At 43.5% G+C, this 16635-nt stretch carries 16 protein-coding genes; 6 read left to right on the forward strand and 10 right to left on the reverse strand.

The features are described 5' to 3' along the window. Nucleotides 1–192: 192 nt before the first annotated feature. The 3 genes from GWK48_RS00875 to GWK48_RS00885 form a co-directional block, all read right to left on the reverse strand. Entirely contained in the window at nucleotides 193–435 is a 243-nt protein-coding gene (locus GWK48_RS00875) for a hypothetical protein (RefSeq protein ID WP_174628741.1), read from the reverse strand. Nucleotide 436: 1 nt separating this feature from the next. Beyond that, nucleotides 437–628: a hypothetical protein gene (locus tag GWK48_RS00880; protein WP_174628743.1), complete on the reverse strand. Its 192-nt coding sequence runs from the start codon at nucleotides 626–628 to the stop codon at nucleotides 437–439. A 125-nt stretch (nucleotides 629–753) separates the two neighbouring features. Next, nucleotides 754–1749 carry an alpha/beta hydrolase-fold protein gene (locus GWK48_RS00885; protein WP_246263854.1) on the reverse strand — a complete coding sequence of 332 codons (996 nt, stop codon included), beginning with the start codon at nucleotides 1747–1749 and terminating at the stop codon, nucleotides 754–756. A gap of 152 nt (nucleotides 1750–1901) precedes the next feature. On the opposite strand from GWK48_RS00885, the gene GWK48_RS00890 reads away from it, so the two are divergent. The 3 genes from GWK48_RS00890 to GWK48_RS00900 all read left to right on the forward strand — a co-directional run bounded on the left by GWK48_RS00890 (nucleotide 1902) and on the right by GWK48_RS00900 (nucleotide 4368). Further along, the gene (locus GWK48_RS00890) at nucleotides 1902–2768 is read left to right on the forward strand and encodes a heterodisulfide reductase-related iron-sulfur binding cluster (RefSeq protein ID WP_174628745.1); all 867 of its coding nucleotides are present in this window, start codon (nucleotides 1902–1904) and stop codon (nucleotides 2766–2768) included. Next, nucleotides 2765–3907: an LUD domain-containing protein gene (locus GWK48_RS00895; protein ID WP_174628746.1), complete on the forward strand. Its 1143-nt coding sequence runs from the start codon at nucleotides 2765–2767 to the stop codon at nucleotides 3905–3907. Before GWK48_RS00890 ends, GWK48_RS00895 begins: the two co-directional genes overlap by 4 nt. A 305-nt stretch (nucleotides 3908–4212) precedes the next feature. Next, nucleotides 4213–4368, forward strand: coding sequence for an AbrB/MazE/SpoVT family DNA-binding domain-containing protein (locus GWK48_RS00900; protein ID WP_174628748.1), 156 nt, complete (start codon nucleotides 4213–4215; stop codon nucleotides 4366–4368). Nucleotide 4369: 1 nt separating this feature from the next. Here GWK48_RS00900 and acnA read toward each other — a convergent pair whose 3' ends face one another. Together acnA and GWK48_RS00910 are read right to left on the reverse strand one after the other, a co-directional pair. Then, a complete protein-coding gene (gene acnA / locus GWK48_RS00905; protein ID WP_174628750.1) occupies nucleotides 4370–6883 on the reverse strand; it encodes an aconitate hydratase AcnA in 2514 nt (837 codons plus the stop codon). A 714-nt stretch (nucleotides 6884–7597) separates the two neighbouring features. After that, nucleotides 7598–8515: a hypothetical protein gene (locus GWK48_RS00910; protein WP_174632387.1), complete on the reverse strand. Its 918-nt coding sequence runs from the start codon at nucleotides 8513–8515 to the stop codon at nucleotides 7598–7600. A gap of 293 nt (nucleotides 8516–8808) precedes the next feature. On the opposite strand from GWK48_RS00910, the gene trm10 reads away from it, so the two are divergent. After that, on the forward strand, nucleotides 8809–9729 hold the full coding sequence (gene trm10, locus GWK48_RS00915) for a tRNA (adenine(9)-N1)-methyltransferase Trm10 (RefSeq protein WP_246263855.1): 921 nt from the start codon (nucleotides 8809–8811) through the stop codon (nucleotides 9727–9729). Here the strand turns inward: trm10 and GWK48_RS00920 are convergent. Further along, on the reverse strand, nucleotides 9680–9997 hold the full coding sequence (locus GWK48_RS00920; protein ID WP_174628752.1) for a hypothetical protein: 318 nt from the start codon (nucleotides 9995–9997) through the stop codon (nucleotides 9680–9682). The two genes, trm10 and GWK48_RS00920, sit on opposite strands and share 50 nt — an antisense overlap. A 37-nt stretch (nucleotides 9998–10034) precedes the next feature. Between GWK48_RS00920 and GWK48_RS00925 the strand changes: the two genes are divergently transcribed. Beyond that, nucleotides 10035–10754: a CoA-transferase subunit beta gene (locus GWK48_RS00925; RefSeq protein ID WP_174628753.1), complete on the forward strand. Its 720-nt coding sequence runs from the start codon at nucleotides 10035–10037 to the stop codon at nucleotides 10752–10754. Between the two features lie 236 nt (nucleotides 10755–10990). Here the strand turns inward: GWK48_RS00925 and GWK48_RS00930 are convergent, their stop codons facing one another. Continuing rightward, nucleotides 10991–11749, reverse strand: a complete 759-nt coding sequence (locus tag GWK48_RS00930; RefSeq protein ID WP_246263856.1) for a CoA transferase subunit A — start codon at nucleotides 11747–11749, stop codon at nucleotides 10991–10993. A gap of 25 nt (nucleotides 11750–11774) precedes the next feature. Next, nucleotides 11775–12392 carry a methylase gene (locus GWK48_RS00935; protein WP_174628755.1) on the reverse strand — a complete coding sequence of 206 codons (618 nt, stop codon included), beginning with the start codon at nucleotides 12390–12392 and terminating at the stop codon, nucleotides 11775–11777. Between the two features lie 191 nt (nucleotides 12393–12583). On the opposite strand from GWK48_RS00935, the gene GWK48_RS00940 reads away from it, so the two are divergent. Beyond that, nucleotides 12584–13459, forward strand: a complete 876-nt coding sequence (locus GWK48_RS00940) for an FAD-binding oxidoreductase (RefSeq protein WP_246263857.1) — start codon at nucleotides 12584–12586, stop codon at nucleotides 13457–13459. Between the two features lie 183 nt (nucleotides 13460–13642). Here GWK48_RS00940 and GWK48_RS00945 read toward each other — a convergent pair whose 3' ends face one another. Together GWK48_RS00945 and GWK48_RS00950 are read right to left on the reverse strand one after the other, a co-directional pair. Next, complete coding sequence (locus tag GWK48_RS00945) at nucleotides 13643–13921, reverse strand: ArsR family transcriptional regulator (RefSeq protein WP_174628757.1); 279 nt, start codon at nucleotides 13919–13921, stop codon at nucleotides 13643–13645. A gap of 830 nt (nucleotides 13922–14751) precedes the next feature. Then, nucleotides 14752–16590, reverse strand: coding sequence for a thermopsin family protease (locus GWK48_RS00950; RefSeq protein ID WP_174628759.1), 1839 nt, complete (start codon nucleotides 16588–16590; stop codon nucleotides 14752–14754). Nucleotides 16591–16635: the final 45 nt, after the last annotated feature.

Consider the following 16635-nt stretch of genomic DNA (forward strand, 5'->3'; position numbering starts at 1 on the left):
TTGTCAAGGCGTCCCTTAAGAAGTCGTTTTCCCCAGATCTCATGGAACAGGAAGACCAAGTGCTTTTAATGAGTTGTCGATATTTTAATGTTATTGAAAATTTTAGATCAAACCTTAAGCTAATTTATAAGAACTGAAAGGGCAAGGATCCCAAACCTAAAAAGTAAAACCTACAAACTTCCTGCTAGCCCCTCACATAAACTTACAAGACTTACATTGAGGGAACAACTTGTTCAATAGAAGAGATATGCACTCCACTTCCGACCCTTCACATAAAAACACTTTCATGCCATTCTTCGCATACTCCTTCAATTTCTCCTCGTTCAAATTGTTCTGGGACGCTATTACTACAGATGGTGCCTCTCCACCAACCCTCACAGTACCATCTGGCTCTAAAGTATACCTCCTTCCATCCTCAAAGGAGACAACAACCATATTACGGTATAGCAAAGGAGACTATAAAAAGAGCTAGGGCAACAGCTACTAGCACTGAACCCAAAACAGTGGATTCCTTCCTAGAGATGAACGGTATATCGAACCTTCCAATAACAATATAGCTAACCCCGTAGACAGACGAAATGACCCCTATCATGGTGAGGATAACTTTTGACACTAATACCGGATCCATTATCTAAAATGATAGAATAGAAGATTATAAGTATTTAGTTCTATGTTTTAGTATAACTCCCTTGAAATTCGACGCGGGAATAAATTTATAAATAAATTAGTTTAGTGTTAATTACAGAACATAGTTTAATTTGTTTCATACAAAGACTTTGATAGAAATGAAAGGGATAGCTCATACCTATAAGAGGTATTCATGTGCCCTCCCCTGAACTCCTCAAATATGTGGTCTACTTTCCAATTTCTCAATATTTTATGGATTATTTTATTACCGTATTGAAGGAAAAAATCGTCCCTATCGCCTACGTCGATGTAAACTCTTTTTCCCTTCACTTTCTCCATTCTCCTTGGTAAGAACCTTACCGGATCGAACTCCAGCCAGGTCTTCCAAACGTCCTCCAGTATCTCTCCAGTCTCAAGATCAAAAGGCAGTTCAATGGTGGAGGATTTAGAGTAAAATGCCGAGAGACCAACTATCATTAGAGCATCCATCAGATCCCTTCTCTTCCTATCCGCTTGAGACCAGAAGTAGGACACGTAGTCTCTAGGGTCACCTGTCCTTCTGAGCGTGGGTATTGCCCTAGGAAATAGTGGGAGATAGGCATATTCAAAGTAAGCGTCTGCAGAGTGGGAAGCTATTGCACTGAATTCATACTTGGAACCCAAGTGAAGGGCACCGAAACCACCTGAGGATTTACCCATAACTGCGAAGCGATCGATTGAGTAATTCTCCTTCACTAAGGGAATAACTTCCTTCATTAGGAATGACTCATATTGACCCGCTGCAGGAGAATCTATGTACTGGTTTCCCCCAAGTTTGGTAAAAGTGTCTGGGAGGATCAGCGTTATCTTAGGAACCTTACCCTCCCTTACTAACCTTTCCAACCTTTCCTTAAGGTTTTCAGACAGAGGATCCGGATTAAGTTGCATCACGGGACTTGAGAAATATCCACTGAGGTAAAGAATTGCAGGGATTCCTTCTGCCTCCTCTGGTCTTATAACTGCAACTTTCCTTTTGTAGCTGTCACCGAGAGGGTTGTCCTTGAGGTACTGACTTTCGACATCTAGGAAGTCAAGCTTCATCCCACCAAAGACCGATGCGGACTGTAAAAATGTATCGCTCAAGACTCCAGTCTAGGACTCTATTTACAAAGTTGGAGAAAGCTTCGCCCTTTAGAATGGGGGGAGCTCAGTTTCTTTTACATTTATAAATGTCCACGTCCTCTAGTTCCCAGTAATTTAAGCCAGAATTTTATACTAAGAATCAACTCAAGATTATGGAAAGCGTTATATCCTTAGTGAAGGAGAGCTTACGTAAGTATGGAATGCCTTTTCCTGTGGACAAAAAGGTGTGCTCAGGTTGGACAAATGACCTTCCCAGGAAAGGGGAAACAGTGCTCTTCACGTCTTGTATGTATCAGATAGAACCTGTGGTACCTACCTTGAATAGGTTCTCCTCTATGGCGGGAGTTTTAAAAGGGGTTATACCTCTGGCCAAATATCTAAAGCCGTCTAAGGAGGAGCAGGCTAGGGCTTATAAAATTCTGAATAATATAGCCAACGCTTTGAGAAGGCAAGGGATTACGCCCGCTTACCTTTACGAAGATGAGCCCTACAGTGGGGCACTGTTACTAGAGATGGGTCTGCTAGACGATTTCAGGAACCACGCTATGATGGTAGCGACCTTTCTCAAGGAGAGGGGAGTTAAGAGGGTAATTACCGTAGACCCGCATACCCATAACGCTCTAAGTAGATATAGGGAGTTTGTGGATTTCGACGTTGAGGTGCTCAATTATCTGGAGCTAGTAGAAATTAATAGAAAAGTTAATGAGGAGTTCACCATACACGATTCATGCCTATACTCAAGGTTCCTGAACTTAAGGGGGAAATACAGAGATCTGTTGAAGTCAGCAGGAGTTAACCTGGTAGAGGACTTCCTAGTCACTGGTAAGGAGACTTCCACCTGTTGCGGAGGTCCGTTGGCAGGAGTGGACAGGGAGTTAAGCGAGAAGATCGCCAAAAGAAGAGCAGAGGAATTGGAGAAGCTCTCCAATAAGTTGTTGGTTGCATGTCCAATTTGTTACGTCACCTTGTCCCCACACTTCAAGGGGAGCATTAAGGACGTGGCTGAGGTGGTTCTATGAGCTGGGAGATTGCCATCAATAGGACTATAAATAACAACGTCCCTAGGGTTTATTCGGTTCTAGAGAAATACCCGTACATCCTGGAGTTGGCTGAGCAGTTGCGGAAGGCGAAACTCGAGGTTTTGAAGGATCTGGAAAACTACGTTGAGGAAACCGTAGAGTCTGTGAAGAGGATTGGAGGGGTTCCCCACGTGGTGGGTAACGCAGACGAAGCCAAGGAGGAAATCCGTAAGATCGTCGGTTCTAGGAACAGGATAGTTCTTGGAAAGTCCATGGTTGCTTATGAACTTGGGTTAAGGGATTACTTAAGCCAGATAGGTAAGGAGGTCTGGGAGACTGACCTAGGGGAGTTCCTTATACAAATTGCAAAGGAACATCCATCCCACATAATTGCCCCTGCCATACACATGTCAAAGGAACGGGCGGAGGATCTAGTTAGAAAGATCCTGGGAAATCTACCCGAGGGAGCTACCCACGAACAGATAGTCATGAGGGTCAGGGAATTCCTCAGAGATAAGTTCATTAACGCTGAGGTTGGGATAACTGGAGCTAATGCCATAGCCGCAGATACCGGTTCCATAATTCTCGTCGAGAACGAAGGCAATATCAGATTCTCTACCGTTTCACCCTCAGTACATATCTCGGTAGCAGGTTTCGAAAAGATAGTGCCCACCCTCCATCACGCTATGATGGAAGCTATGGTTCAGGCCGCATATGCAGGCCTCTATCCGCCAACCTACGTTAACCTGACCTCTGGTCCGAGCTCTACAGGGGATATAGAGATGAAAAGGGTTAGTCCAGCCCACGGACCGAGGGAGTTTCACCTTGTTCTGGTGGATAACGGTAGGCTGAGGGCTTCCAAGGATTCCGATTTGCAAGAAGCTCTACTATGCATAAGGTGCGGTAGGTGTCACCTCCACTGTCCAGTTTACAGAGTTATGGACGGAAGTTGGGGGGTACCGCCCTACTCTGGGCCAATGGGCGCCATGTGGTCCTATATAGTTTACAATGACGCAAAGCCTTCTACCCTCTGCGCCCACTCAGGGGGGTGCAAGGAGGTCTGTCCCATGAAGATTAACATACCGAGAGTACTGGAAAAGATTAAGTATAGATACTACAGAGAGCAACGTAAGAGCTGACTTCTCCCCCTGATAGGCGAGGCTTTCGTCAATTGTGATGGAAAGAGATAGGTTGAATTATGAGGTCGCTAGATCCCTCACAGAGTTTGATCCCCCTTTTAAGAATTATTCGGTTAAGCAGAATTATGTAAGGAATCGCATTCAAGTTTTAACCTCCGTGTTCTAAGTAAATTTGCTTTAAAGAATCTTCTTAAAATAAATTTATATAGAAGTTTTCACTGAAAGTTTCTAATCCGGCAGTGATATCCGTAATTAGTATATAGAAAATATTATAAACCTTTAGTAAGTAATAGTTATGGATAAAAATGGCAGTAGAAGATATAGTTAAAGTAAGTAGGAACTATCAAGTCACCATCCCAGCAAGAATAAGGCAAAAATTCCAAATAAAAGAAGGGGACTTAGTGAGAGTAGTTTTTGACGAGAAGGAAAATACTGTAAAAATAATGCCAATGAAACAATGACCTATACCCTCTTAAAGACATAATTTAATATATTTCCATTTTTTATGTACTCCAGTTCGGCTTTGGTATCTATCCTTGCTACGCCGTGGAGCTTTTGCTGGCTATCCCCCTTGATAATTATCTCAACTTCAGTCCTAGGCTTGAGCTCTTGAAGTTTCAGACTGACCATTTCGTCTCCCCTGAGCTGTAAAGAGCTCCAGTTTGCCTCGACGGGGATAACTCCCATTGCCACTAGGTTGCTCCTGTGTATTCTTTCAAAACTTTCAGCTATGACAGCTCTTACCCCGAGCAGAGCGGTGACCTTTGCTGCCCAATCCCTTGAGCTACCGGTACCATACTGCTTTCCTGCAAAGATAACTAGGGGTACGCCCTCTTTCCTATACTTCATTGCAACGCTGAAGACTGTTCCCTCCTCTCCATCTGGATAATGCTTAGTGAAGCCGCCACTCCTGTTCACCATCTTGTTCCTTAGCTTACTGTTGGCAAATCCGCCCCTTAACATCACTTCATGGTTTCCTCTCCTTGCGCCGTAGGTGTTGAGGTCAGCAACCCCTTTCTGAAGTAGATAGGTCCCGGCCTCTGAATCCCTCGCTATAGGCCCAGCAGGTGAGATGTGATCAGTAGTCACTTTGTCCCCAAGTATCAGGAGGATCCTAGCGTCCTTTATTTCCTTGAACTCGAAGTCCTCCTTGAACCACGGAGGCTCGATTATGTACGTTGAGTTGGCGTCCCAGGCATAGGTTACACCTTCCGCAACCTCAAGAGACCTCCAGTTCTCGTCACCCTGGAATATGGTGCTCTTATTCTCCTCGTAAAATTTAGGGTTCAAAGCCAGATCCATGTATCTAGAGATCTCTTTCATTGACGGCCAGATGTCCTTCAGGAAGACTGGTTTACCGTTAGGGTCAAGTCCCAGAGGATCAGTTTCAAAGTTGATGTTTATCCTCCCAGCCAGGGCGTACGCCACCACGAGCAAGGGCGACGCTAGATAAGTACCTTTCAAAAGGGGATTAATACGTCCTTCGAAGTTTCTATTTCCGCTTATTACGGCGTAACCCTCAATACCGTTTTTCAGATCCTCCTCAATTTCCCTGGGAAGAGGTCCAGCATTCCCAATGCAGGTGGTGCAACCGAAGCCCACAACGTGAAATCCTAAAGCTTCCAAATAGGGTAAAAGTTGAGCTTCCTCAAGATACTTAAATACTATTGGAGAACCAGGCGCCATGCTCGTCTTTACGTAATCCTTAGATCTCAAACCGTAGGCTACGGCTTTCCTTGCCAATACACCTGCGCCCAACATGACGGTGGGATTTGAGGTGTTTGTACAGCTTGTGATTGAAGCTAGGACAACGCTTCCATCAGAGACCCTCTTCCCTTTTTTGTTCCCTACCTTTACTTCCCACATCTTTCTCAATGGAACCCTTTCGTCTGGATTCATTGGTCCAGCCAGAGCCGGTTCTACGTCTCCTAGATCCACGTTCACGACCTCGGTATAGTTAGGTTCAGAGGAGTAGTAAATCCCCTGGGCCTTAGCGTATTCGCCAACAATATCCTGGTCCCTGGCAGTAGCCTTTAGGTAGTAGAGAGTTTTTTCATCTATTGGGAAATAACCGACTGTAGCACCGTATTCCGGAGCCATGTTCCCTATGGTCGCCCTATCTGGAACGGATAGATATGAGAGAGAAGGACCGAAGAACTCGACGAATTTCCCGACCACTCCCTTTCTTCTGAGAGTCTCAGTGATGTAAAGGACAACGTCAGTTGGGGTGACCCCTTCCCTGATCTCTCCAGTGAGCTTGACCCCCACTACCTCTGGGACTGTCATGAAATACGGTTCTCCCAGCATAACTGCCTCAGCCTCAAGTCCACCAACTCCCCATGCCAAAATCCCAACTCCATCAGCCATGGTTGTGTGAGAGTCAGTTCCTATGACAACCTCAGGAAAGGCAGTGAGGACTCCATTGTGTTCCCTCACATCAACAACCTTACTAAGGAACTCCAAGTTGACTTGGTGTATTATACCGTGCCCAGGAGGGACTACCCTCAAGTTCGTGAACGCTCCTTGAGCCCACTTCAGGAACTTGTACCTCTCTAAGTTCCTTTCAAATTCTTTTTTCATGTTGAGCAGAAGAGAGTATTCTGTGCCGAAGTAATCCACCTGAATTGAATGGTCTATAACTAAGTCTGACGGTATCTTGGGGTTTATCCTAGAGGGATCCTTCCCCCTCCTTTCCAGCTCGGATCTCATGGCCGCAAGGTCAACTAGGAGTGGTACTCCAGTGTAGTCTTGCATGATCACCCTTGTGGGCATGAACGCAAAGTCCTTTCCGACCTTCCAACTTGCTATTGATTCTAGATCATCCTCAGTAATCTTCTCCCCGTCCATGTTCCTAAGAACGTTCTCAATGAGTATTTTTATTGAATAGGGATACTTGTCTATATTGAAACCCATTTCCTTTAGCTGAGAAAGAGGATAGAAGGTGAAGTTTCCCATCTTAGATTTCTCGATTTTCATGGAGTAATGTTGAATTGGAGAGTAATAAGGTGTTTTCCCTAACTTTTCACTAGTTCTGGCTCGCTAGCCGACTTCCCCTCTCCTTGAAAGGCGAGGGATCCCCATTGATTCTCGGATCGTCTCTCAATTGAGGGGCAGTTGAGAGGTGAGGAGAACCCTCCCATCTAGCTCTCTGCTTACGGTAAAGGGGCAGGAAAAGGGTTTCAGGTGCTTCCCCATCCTGCCCTGAAGGACGAGGTTTTCTTTTTCATTTATAACATTATAATACTATTTTTGAGAACTTTTTAAGGAAATCAACGTCTGTTTCGCACATATCCGTAGGTAAGACCTAAACCCAAAACCAAAATTGGTAACAGATCGATCGGATAGGGAGTTCTTAAAGCGGACACGAGACTTAGCAGGATGAACACCGTAATAAACGAAGTTAAAACCTTTAGCCTCGCAGGTGATTTTGGATATATTTTACTTAATATAAAATAGATTAATAGAACAGCTGTGGAATAAACTATAACTAGAAGGAGCAAATCCACGATATTGACGCCTATCAATGGCTATATTGTAAAAGTAGACTTTAAAGTACTTATAAAATTTACTGTTTAGAAACCTTAAACCCCTAAGCTACTACTTAGTTGTTGCACTAAAGCTTTCACTGACTATCTCCTTTATGCTGAAGGCCTGGCCCTAGGAATCCCATAAGAATGGTCTTAGGACATTTCACGTCTTCGTGTTGCCCTTCTGTACCTCACCTTCTTTCGGTTTCATTTGCTTGATCTCTCTATAGCTCATGATCATGCTTATCACCCCCAGAATCCCCACGACAGATACCACCAGCAGAAATCCAACGTCAATGGCGTTTAGGTTGGGAATTGGAATTCCAGTGGATACAGCCCAGTCGTCAATAGTTGGGAATAGGACAATGATCAAGCCTACGATGGAAAAGGTCATTCCACCGTAATACAGAACCCTTCCTGCGGTCTTGCTTCCCACAAACTTAACGTCCTCCTCAGTTAGTTTCTTCAACCTCATAACGTTAGCGAACAGAGCTCCGAAGATTATCTGCATGGTCATAGTACCTAAACCGAACATGACCCCAGGGAGTGGAGCGTAAATGAGACCAGGCATCCTGGGTGCCAACACGAAAGTTATGATGGAAGCGTAAGCTCCGAAACCAAATCCTGCTATAAGACCATGAACTATTGTCATCTTTATTGGTGGATCCCTAACTTGACTCCTCTCAGCTAGAGGGTCGTGGTGTTCGCTCCCTAGAAGTCTATCTATGGGTAAGTGGACGTAACGCCCCCTTAGAATATAAGACCCTGCGATAGCCATTACAATGCCCACTATGATGTAAACCGGTCCGTCGAGGTTGTACCTGTTATATATTTCCGCCAGGCCTAGGAAACCTAAAGTGGTCAGTAAAGCTCTTTGGGCAGTGAACCCTAGAGAGAACAGGAGACCCGCCTTCATCCCTCCTTTGGTGCTGTACTTCCCCACGGCGTAACTGAAGGTTATTGGCCATGTATGCTCATCAGGGGTAGCTCCATGCATTAAACCAAGGATATAGGACACGATAAGTATCTCACCCACCGTTAGGTTCTGAGGGGGGTTTAGCAGTACATCTATGAAATTCATGTCCATCAATATTTAGGGTTACCCTAAACAATATAAACTTTTCTATCGGTGACGTCTTTCCTTCTTTCGATAAACGTTTCGGTAACGAAAAAGCTAGGTGTTGACCTAAAGTTCGGAGTAAAGCTTTTACAGAATGTAACCCGAAGTTTGTGGAAATGTGCGTTATAGCTTATCGCTCTTGACACTAACCTCGTATACACCATCGTCTATACATCATATGATAAGAGATGGTTACTGACATTTCCCTTCACGTGTACTTTTAGGTTAGGGCGAAGAAACTAAATAGAAATACGTTGATATTAGGCCAAGAACTTGCAAAGCTCCTAGGGCAAATGGACATAGATACGATCTACGTGAGAGGGGTAGATAAACCCATATTACAGCACCTAGCCTTAAAGATACTCCTTTACGGGTGGGGACTGAAGGAGGGACCACATTATGGAAAGACCGTAGGTGAGGAATTTGGTATCACTATCCTCACAGGAAGGGGGGATTCGCTTGCGACCCACTCGTTCTCCAAGGACGGGAAGAGAATTACACTAAAATATCCTGAGACGCCCCTGTTCATAATCGATCTGTCCTTATGGGACAGACATTCTCAGGACGAGAAGAGAAAATTAGTCAGTCAGATTTCCATAAGTCTCTCCACTCTGAGAACTTACCTGTGGGATTACAACCTGTCCATAAACCATTCGAACAAGGAATTTGAAGAAATGTTCGCCAAGATGGGTTTCTCCAATAGATCCAGGAGAGACGTAGAACCACCAAAATCTACCGTTGTCCTAGACCCATACGCCGAAGCTAACGCCAGTGAGAGTCTAATAAGGAGCGTAGACTGTTTCATACTTGGAGGAATAGTTGACGACTCGGGTTGGAAATACGCCACGACAAAACTGACTGAGTTGGTTGGTTATGACTTCCCCAGAGTAAAAATAACGTTGAGGGGATCTAGAGTAGGGGTACCAGATAGACTGAATAAGATTATTTCCATTGTAATGAGGGTAAGGAACGGAATGAGCCTAGAGGAAAGCATAATTGAGGAGCAGTCCAGCGCCGATAAGTTCCTTAGGCTGTTGAGGGAGACTACAATTAATAAAGATCTAGAGGGTAATGCGAGTTGGTTGAAAGCGAGCGAGAGAGTCAAGGAAAGGGTTAGAAAGACCCTCAGTCAAACTCTGCCTGAATCTTCTTCTTCCCTTCAATCAAACTCTTAGGAAAAGGAAATGATCTGATTTCCTCCAAGGAAATTCCCCTTCCTCTCAGCTCCGTAACTGCCTTTTTTAGGTCATCCAGGTGAGTAACGTACTTTACGGCTTCCCTTATGGTCATCAGGTTCCTGTCCTCAGATTTGAACCTCTCCGCACTAACCACGTCCCATCTTTCTCCCTTCTGCGATATGAACACAACGTCCTGCAAGTAACCAGGAACGACATGACTAACTCCGGCGATATAAAATTGTCCGTACTTGTACACAATGGACATAATAATATATTAACTAATTCATTTAAGAAATTTGCCTATGAGAATTGACTACGTCATTAAGGCTATAGCTTCGTTACTCGAAGACGGTGAACTAGTGTACGTTGGACTGAACTCTGGACCTGCGCTATTGGGAGCCTTCTTAGCTAGAGATATGTTAAAAAAAGACATCGATATTGTTGGAGTTGCTGAAGCCTTTAATCCAAACAGTATAACCTTCTCCCCGTCAACTGGAAGTCCTTTCTTCCTTGAAGGCTCTCCCGTCATGACAACTGCAGACTCCTTCGACCTAGCACAGAAGGGGAAATTGGATGTAATGTTTCTAGGCCCAGCCCAGGTCGACCAAGAAACCAACGTCAACCTCACTGGTATAGGCGGCTACGAAAAACCATCAGTCAAGCTTCCAGGAGGAGCTGCAACTGCATACCTAATGCCACTCGTTAAGAAAATGATACTATGGAATTTAAAACATAGTAAGACCACGTTGGTTGAAAAGGTTGATTTTGTGACTGGAACAGCTAAACATTCAGGTAACAGGGTCTATCTAGTAACCAATCTAGGTGTCATGAGATACAACAGAGCGAAGAGGAAGTGGGAGATACTCTATTACTATCCTTGGTCCGAATACGAGGACTTCGAGAAGAACACTGGATTTCCTTTTGACGTTGCCAACGGCACCGTAGTCCTAGTCAGGGAGGAAGAGATGGCTTACTTGGATAAGATTGACCCCTATAATCTCAGGTCTTCTTTAGATTTTTAGTTCTGACCTACTCCCCACCCTAAGGAGAAAGGTTTTCAGTTCTTTTATCAGTCCCTATGATGAAGCAAACCCGAATCCTTGAGTCCTTGGGTATTTCATAATAGAACTGTATAGACTAGATGAGTTGACATAACTTACTGACCTTGGTCCAACCCAGCTTTTTTCCTACCCAGGTCTTCTTAGACCAAGCTTGCTCAAAAGATCCATAGCTCAAAAAATCTCAGAAAGTCTAAAAACTATGCCTGTCCAACCAACTTTAATATTTCTTCATAGTCTGCGTCATAGAGAGGGAACATGCTGGTAGGTTCAGCGCCCCTAGGAGCGTGGACTACCGCATCCACGTAAACGGAATTAATGTTAGGTCTCTTAGAGTAGAAGTAGCTAGGCTCTACTATCTCCTCAGCAGTTATAATTACCTTCTTAGACGCCCTGGCCTTATATTCATCCTCATAAAGAGGACCTATTATTTCAGCGTTGCCGTACTCATCTGCCCTATTCACATGGATGATAGCGACGTCAGGCTCAATAGCCTTCACCACAATTATATCGTTCCCAGAAAAGGGATCCTTGACCACTTTCCAAGTGCCTGCCCTTTCGTGAAGTCTAACTAGGTCACTCCCTATTATTCCCTTTACTGGCATAAATGGAACGCCGCTAGCGCCAGCCCTAATGCCTGCAATAAAAGCCCCACATGTGTCCTCCAAAAATTCAATCTCGCCCTTTTCTATCTTCGATCTAAACGAAGGAAGCATGCCGAACCACTCTAGGGTGGCCATTGCAACTCGAACCTTGTTGACTACGTTATTTTTCAACAGAACTTCTAGAGCAACCCCTGGTTCTCTATCTATGAAACCCAACTCCCTATACTCATTTTCAACCAACTTATAAACTAACGCCATTGGGTTTCTATGAATTGAGATCCCGCTGACCGTTATGGTATCTCCTATCCTTATCAGGGATAGTGCATCATCCATTGAAAGGAGTTTGGACCTCAACGTATAATCCTAGTTCTCTCCATAATTATTTTTTTCTAAAGCCTGTTACTCCTTTCACTCCTTCAATGACCCAAAAGCCTCCCTTCAGAGAGACCGAGCTAACTTGAAACTTGACCATGAACTTAAGGGCTATAGATGGCTTAACTCCACCGAAAATCTCATCCCTAATTAGTATCATAAGCTTGCCTCCCTTTTTAGTAACTCTATAAGCCTCCCTAACTAGATCGTAGTCCAAAATCTCATAGATCAGTACATAATCGAAAACCTCGTCCTTAAAGGGAAAGGGATGTAATGATATCACGTTTTCTCCTCTCCTCTTAGAAATGCAAGCTACAAAGTCCTCATCACACCATCCCACACCTAACTTCCTCCCTCTCAGTTGAAGTTGAGGGTAGTCAGCTACTGTCTTATGGTACCTAACTACCTCTTGGTTGTTGACTACAAAAGGATATATCATGGATAAAACGTCCATCTCACCTCTGAGCATGTCCCTCCCTATTAGAACGTCTCCTGCCGGAAGCACAGACGTTCTACCCATACTGGCGTTAATGACCTCAATCCTTCCGTTAACTGAGATAAATGATAGGGATCTCCAAAGGGGAGATATCTTCTCCTTATCGTCAATGAGGAAAGTCAAGGACATATGCAGATCATGATATCATTATTATAATAAATATTTTCCTTCATAATATTTACCTGTTTTCATATAGCTCTCCCTGCTATGTCTGTGTAGAGGTAAGGTATATCTTGATAAGTTCTATATATATTAATTGAACAGAAAAAATATATATAGTATGGTTTTCTATTTTTACGCCAATTCCCTTTTAAGATTAAATGGACAAGCTCTTTAACATGAACGTAAGTTGCGAAGACGATATCTTAGAGATTTTCAAGGACGCCAAGGTTAGAGGAAAAAGCGTAGCTGTCATAGGGACAGGATCACACTCCAATAAGTCAGCGGATGTGATAATATCCACTAGGGAGATGTCCCACTTCGAAGTTAAGGACGAAACTGTTGTAGCCCAGGCCGGAGCCTCCCTAACTAAAATCAGGGAAGAGACTAGTTCCATGGGATTACTGTTACCGACTTTTTACGACGGTACCATGGGGGGACTACTAGCCTTGAATGAGGCATATCCCATCTCAACGACTTACGGTACACCTTACTCCTTTACGGATTGGGTAAGGGTCGTAACACCAGTCGGAGTGTTTAGGTGGAAAGGATTAATAGGCTCTAAAGGAAAACTCGGTGCATTCACCGAAGCGTCAATAAAACTTTTCCCTAGACCATCCAAAGTAATCACTTTCACTAAAGCGGTAAATGGGCAAGAATTGCTCAACCTATATGAAAAAATAGTTGATGCCAAGCCTATCGCCTTTCTTATTGAATACGACGGGAAGTATAGAATTCATGTATCGTTGACAGAGGGAAACTTACTGGGCATGGAGTACTACGAGGGAGTTCCGTTAGTGGAGGGAAGCGATAAGGGAAGCTTTATGGTGGAGACCAAGGATTTATCCTCCTTCATAAAACTAGTTGAAGCAACGAGCCCAATTTACGCTTATCATATCCTTGGGGTCAAATGGAGCAAAGTTTACATAGGGGAAGAAGCTGAACTTGAAGGGTGGAACTACTACCCTTCGAATGACGTACCTCCAGTAGTTAAGAAGCTTAAGAGAGTGATTGACCATTTAAACGTTCTAGTGTAAAGCTGATACTATTTCGGGGTTCTGTCCTCAACTATCTATCATTCTTGAATTAGCTAGTGAAGAGACGACATTACTTGATGTGTTACAGAGCTTGATGTGTTACAGACAAGGGGGCGCGATTTCGCTGACCTCCTGTATCCCATAAGAGATTTGGCCTACCGTGGATTTTAAAGCGAAGCAGAGTTAGCACCCAAATCTCACGCACAATGTAGTCTCCAAGTTCTGGACTAGTGATTTAAGTAAAGGATACTCTCTCATTAGCTCTTCTATTCCTTCTTCTGTGATGCAGAGGATAAGTTCATTTCCAATGAACGCTTTCTTTTCCACGTAATTTCTCTTTAGAAGGTAATTGATTTCCCTCCTCAACTGAGGTCCTGAAATTCCTACATATTCTGAGATTTCGGAGATGCTAAGTTCACCTTCAAGCAATAGCGATAAGATCGCTATCTGTTTCGTGTTCATTAATTTAGATATATTCACTGTGGTTATAAATCCGGATTATAGAAAGGGGTCTGACTTCGTCCCCACCATAAATGGCGAGGTTCCCACTCTTACTCTTTTTTGCCTACCTTTCTATCCAGGACTGTAAACGACAGTACTGCATGAGATACAGTCTATCCTACCCTTTTGGCAGCTAATTTACATTCTGATCAGATTGTTTAAATCTTCTTAAAGGGTAGCCAAGACGTAAAATGAATTATCTACTTGACTACCCACTTGTCCTTGACCTTCTCCTCTAAAATCTTGTCCTCCTGTGAAAGTTGTTTTCCCGTTAAGTGCCCTCTTGTCCTCCATCTTTTATCGTTTTTCTGAAGACTCTCAGCTAAATTCTTGAGTTGTTTAGCGTCCTCTAAAGTAGTCGGTATCTAAACGTTTTGTCATTTCCAACAACTACATCAGCCGTATTAGTGTCGACAACTTAATGTCTCGTAAGTTCTTTTGTGTGTCTCCTTTAGGAATTTCTTTGGTCTGTTCTCCCTTAACCAAGAGAGGAAAAAACGTAGACCTTTCTCATACCTTTCAGTTATGCTAAACAGAGGGGCGGTGGGGGAAAACTTCAAACTGTAGCTCTGACGTCCACTCTTTTTAACCCTCCTGAACATGAATGGATGAAAAGATAATGTCTTTAAATGCTTTCCATCCTCACCTTGAAGGGCGAGACTTTCTTCACTTTGTAAAGAATTTAGGCTAAGGATCTAAAGCAAATTGTGGCTCGACCTGAGCTATCTATATCTAAATAAGGCTACTTTTTAAATAAAACTAGAATTTCTAAGATATAATTTTCCAATTTTCTACGGTTCTATATTAAGGTCAGGTCTTCTGGATCTTCTCATTAACATGAGAACTATTACAATTACTACTACGATTCCGATAACCACGTAGGTAATCGGGAAATTGAAACCCTTATATCCTTTACTTTGCGTGGTAGGAGTTGTACTATTTGAACTGTTGGGAGGGGTTCCGGTTTTACTGGACGTGGAATTGGAAGTGGTTATCGTGGAATTGTTTTGAACTTTGGATCCAGAGCTGGATGTATTGGTCGTGCTAGTATTGGTCGTATTCAAGGATACGTTGGAAACTTGGTTTTTCGACGCTTGCGGAAGAGTCGCACTAAACTGATTGGTAAGGAATTTTGGATCGTCCTGACCCACAGTAACGTATACAGCACCTGACTTAAGATAGACTTGCACGTTACTTGCGGTCTCAGCGGTGTCACCCCCCATACTATAAACGCTGGGAAATGCCCGAGTTGAACCGTTATAATAAAACAGTGCTAGGTAGGCAGAAAGGTTTAGGAACTGGGCTGTTCCACCATTTCCTCCACCACCAAAAACCAGCTCCGCGTCGTAGTAGTTTAGTACCTCTGGGGAAGAGTAACCGCTCACGTATAGGTAGGCCTTCGTGACTGAGGGATCGTTTATCAGTACTGAGTCAAAGTATGTCCAATTTCCTCCCTTGTAAGTCCCATTCTGTAAAAGCTTTACTCCGAACTTTAGGTTAACGCCTAGCTTTTTCAATACCGAAACGTTTATCGAAAGAAGGAAAGCCAAGGGCTCCTTATACTTCACTGTGTGGGTTGCGTAGCGGTAATAATATCCTGAATTGAAAGGTGGATACACCGCCCCCTTTCCTTGGATCGAGAAGTTACTTAAGGTAGCGTTTTCGTTGGAAACGTTTAGGATAGAGGAATCATAACACAGAGCCGACTCGTTAGTAAGGAAAGTTACCACATTCTGCGCCCAATAAGTCTGGTTATGTATCCCATTCACCACGACAACTGGCACGTTAAGCTGAAGGGAGGCTGAATATGGGGAGACGTTGAGCAACTTTTCAGTAGCGTTATATTCCATAATGGAGGTTATGTTTACCAGTCCTATGACTGAGCTGGCAATAACTGAATATGGGACCAGAACCCCGGACTCATTAAAGACACCGTAGCTCGCAACCCCCATGGGGTAGTAAACCTTGTTCAATGAAAGTGGGTTAGGGTATATGGAACTATAGGTAATGAGATCGTAAATCGACGTAGTTGTGTTCCCCACACCTCTTATGGTCACGTTGTATTCACCGGGGTTCAAAGTGATCGTCTTATTTACGAAGGTCAATATAGATCGTGAAGGGGGACTGAGTGACAGGAAAGTAGTATTCTTAGAATATACTTCAACTGAAATTGAACTGTTGGAGACAAGGAAGAGGTTTAGATGGAAAGGATAGGTTAGATTCAAGGTATAATACTCGTAGTATCCAGGTTGTAGCGAATAGGTCACGTTGGTGTTGCTCAAGTTATACGAATAGTTCAGCGTAACCTGACCCATGAAGGCGTAAAAAACCAAGTAGTAACTCCCTGGCATCAGAAGTAATTCGTTCCTATATGAAGAGTTAGTTATGTAGAGTCCAGTGAAGGCTGTTGTCGTTCCGTTAACGAAGGCGTTAAATTGAGAGGAAGTCATCAGTGAAACCTCAATGTCTCCAGACGCGTTCCAAGAATAGGTGAGTATCTGGGGGGATTTCACGTCTAATGGAAAGAAAATGAAGTGACCACTTGGAAGTACCGTTGAGTTAGACGTGGATATAAGGACATAAGGAGAAACTGATGCCACTAACAGAAGTATTATAAATAGCCATTTCATGATTCAAAATTCTTTAAAGAAATAAAAATGTTTTGTTTAAGTCGA

Source organism: Metallosphaera tengchongensis (genome assembly GCF_013343295.1).
Taxonomy (GTDB): Archaea; Thermoproteota; Thermoprotei_A; order Sulfolobales; family Sulfolobaceae; genus Metallosphaera; species Metallosphaera tengchongensis.

Coding starts and splice junctions, on each gene's coding strand:
- GWK48_RS00925 (WP_174628753.1), top strand. CDS start 10,035: ATGAGAATTGACTACGTCATTAAGGCTATAGCTTCGTTACTCGAAGAC.
- GWK48_RS00890 (WP_174628745.1), top strand. CDS start 1,902: ATGGAAAGCGTTATATCCTTAGTGAAGGAGAGCTTACGTAAGTATGGA.
- GWK48_RS00910 (WP_174632387.1), bottom strand. CDS start 8,515: ATGAATTTCATAGATGTACTGCTAAACCCCCCTCAGAACCTAACGGTG.
- GWK48_RS00950 (WP_174628759.1), bottom strand. CDS start 16,590: ATGAAATGGCTATTTATAATACTTCTGTTAGTGGCATCAGTTTCTCCT.
- GWK48_RS00935 (WP_174628755.1), bottom strand. CDS start 12,392: ATGTCCTTGACTTTCCTCATTGACGATAAGGAGAAGATATCTCCCCTT.
- GWK48_RS00940 (WP_246263857.1), top strand. CDS start 12,584: ATGGACAAGCTCTTTAACATGAACGTAAGTTGCGAAGACGATATCTTA.
- GWK48_RS00900 (WP_174628748.1), top strand. CDS start 4,213: ATGGCAGTAGAAGATATAGTTAAAGTAAGTAGGAACTATCAAGTCACC.
- GWK48_RS00880 (WP_174628743.1), bottom strand. CDS start 628: ATGGATCCGGTATTAGTGTCAAAAGTTATCCTCACCATGATAGGGGTC.
- GWK48_RS00920 (WP_174628752.1), bottom strand. CDS start 9,997: ATGTCCATTGTGTACAAGTACGGACAATTTTATATCGCCGGAGTTAGT.
- GWK48_RS00895 (WP_174628746.1), top strand. CDS start 2,765: ATGAGCTGGGAGATTGCCATCAATAGGACTATAAATAACAACGTCCCT.
- GWK48_RS00945 (WP_174628757.1), bottom strand. CDS start 13,921: ATGAACACGAAACAGATAGCGATCTTATCGCTATTGCTTGAAGGTGAA.
- acnA (WP_174628750.1), bottom strand. CDS start 6,883: ATGAAAATCGAGAAATCTAAGATGGGAAACTTCACCTTCTATCCTCTT.
- GWK48_RS00875 (WP_174628741.1), bottom strand. CDS start 435: ATGGTTGTTGTCTCCTTTGAGGATGGAAGGAGGTATACTTTAGAGCCA.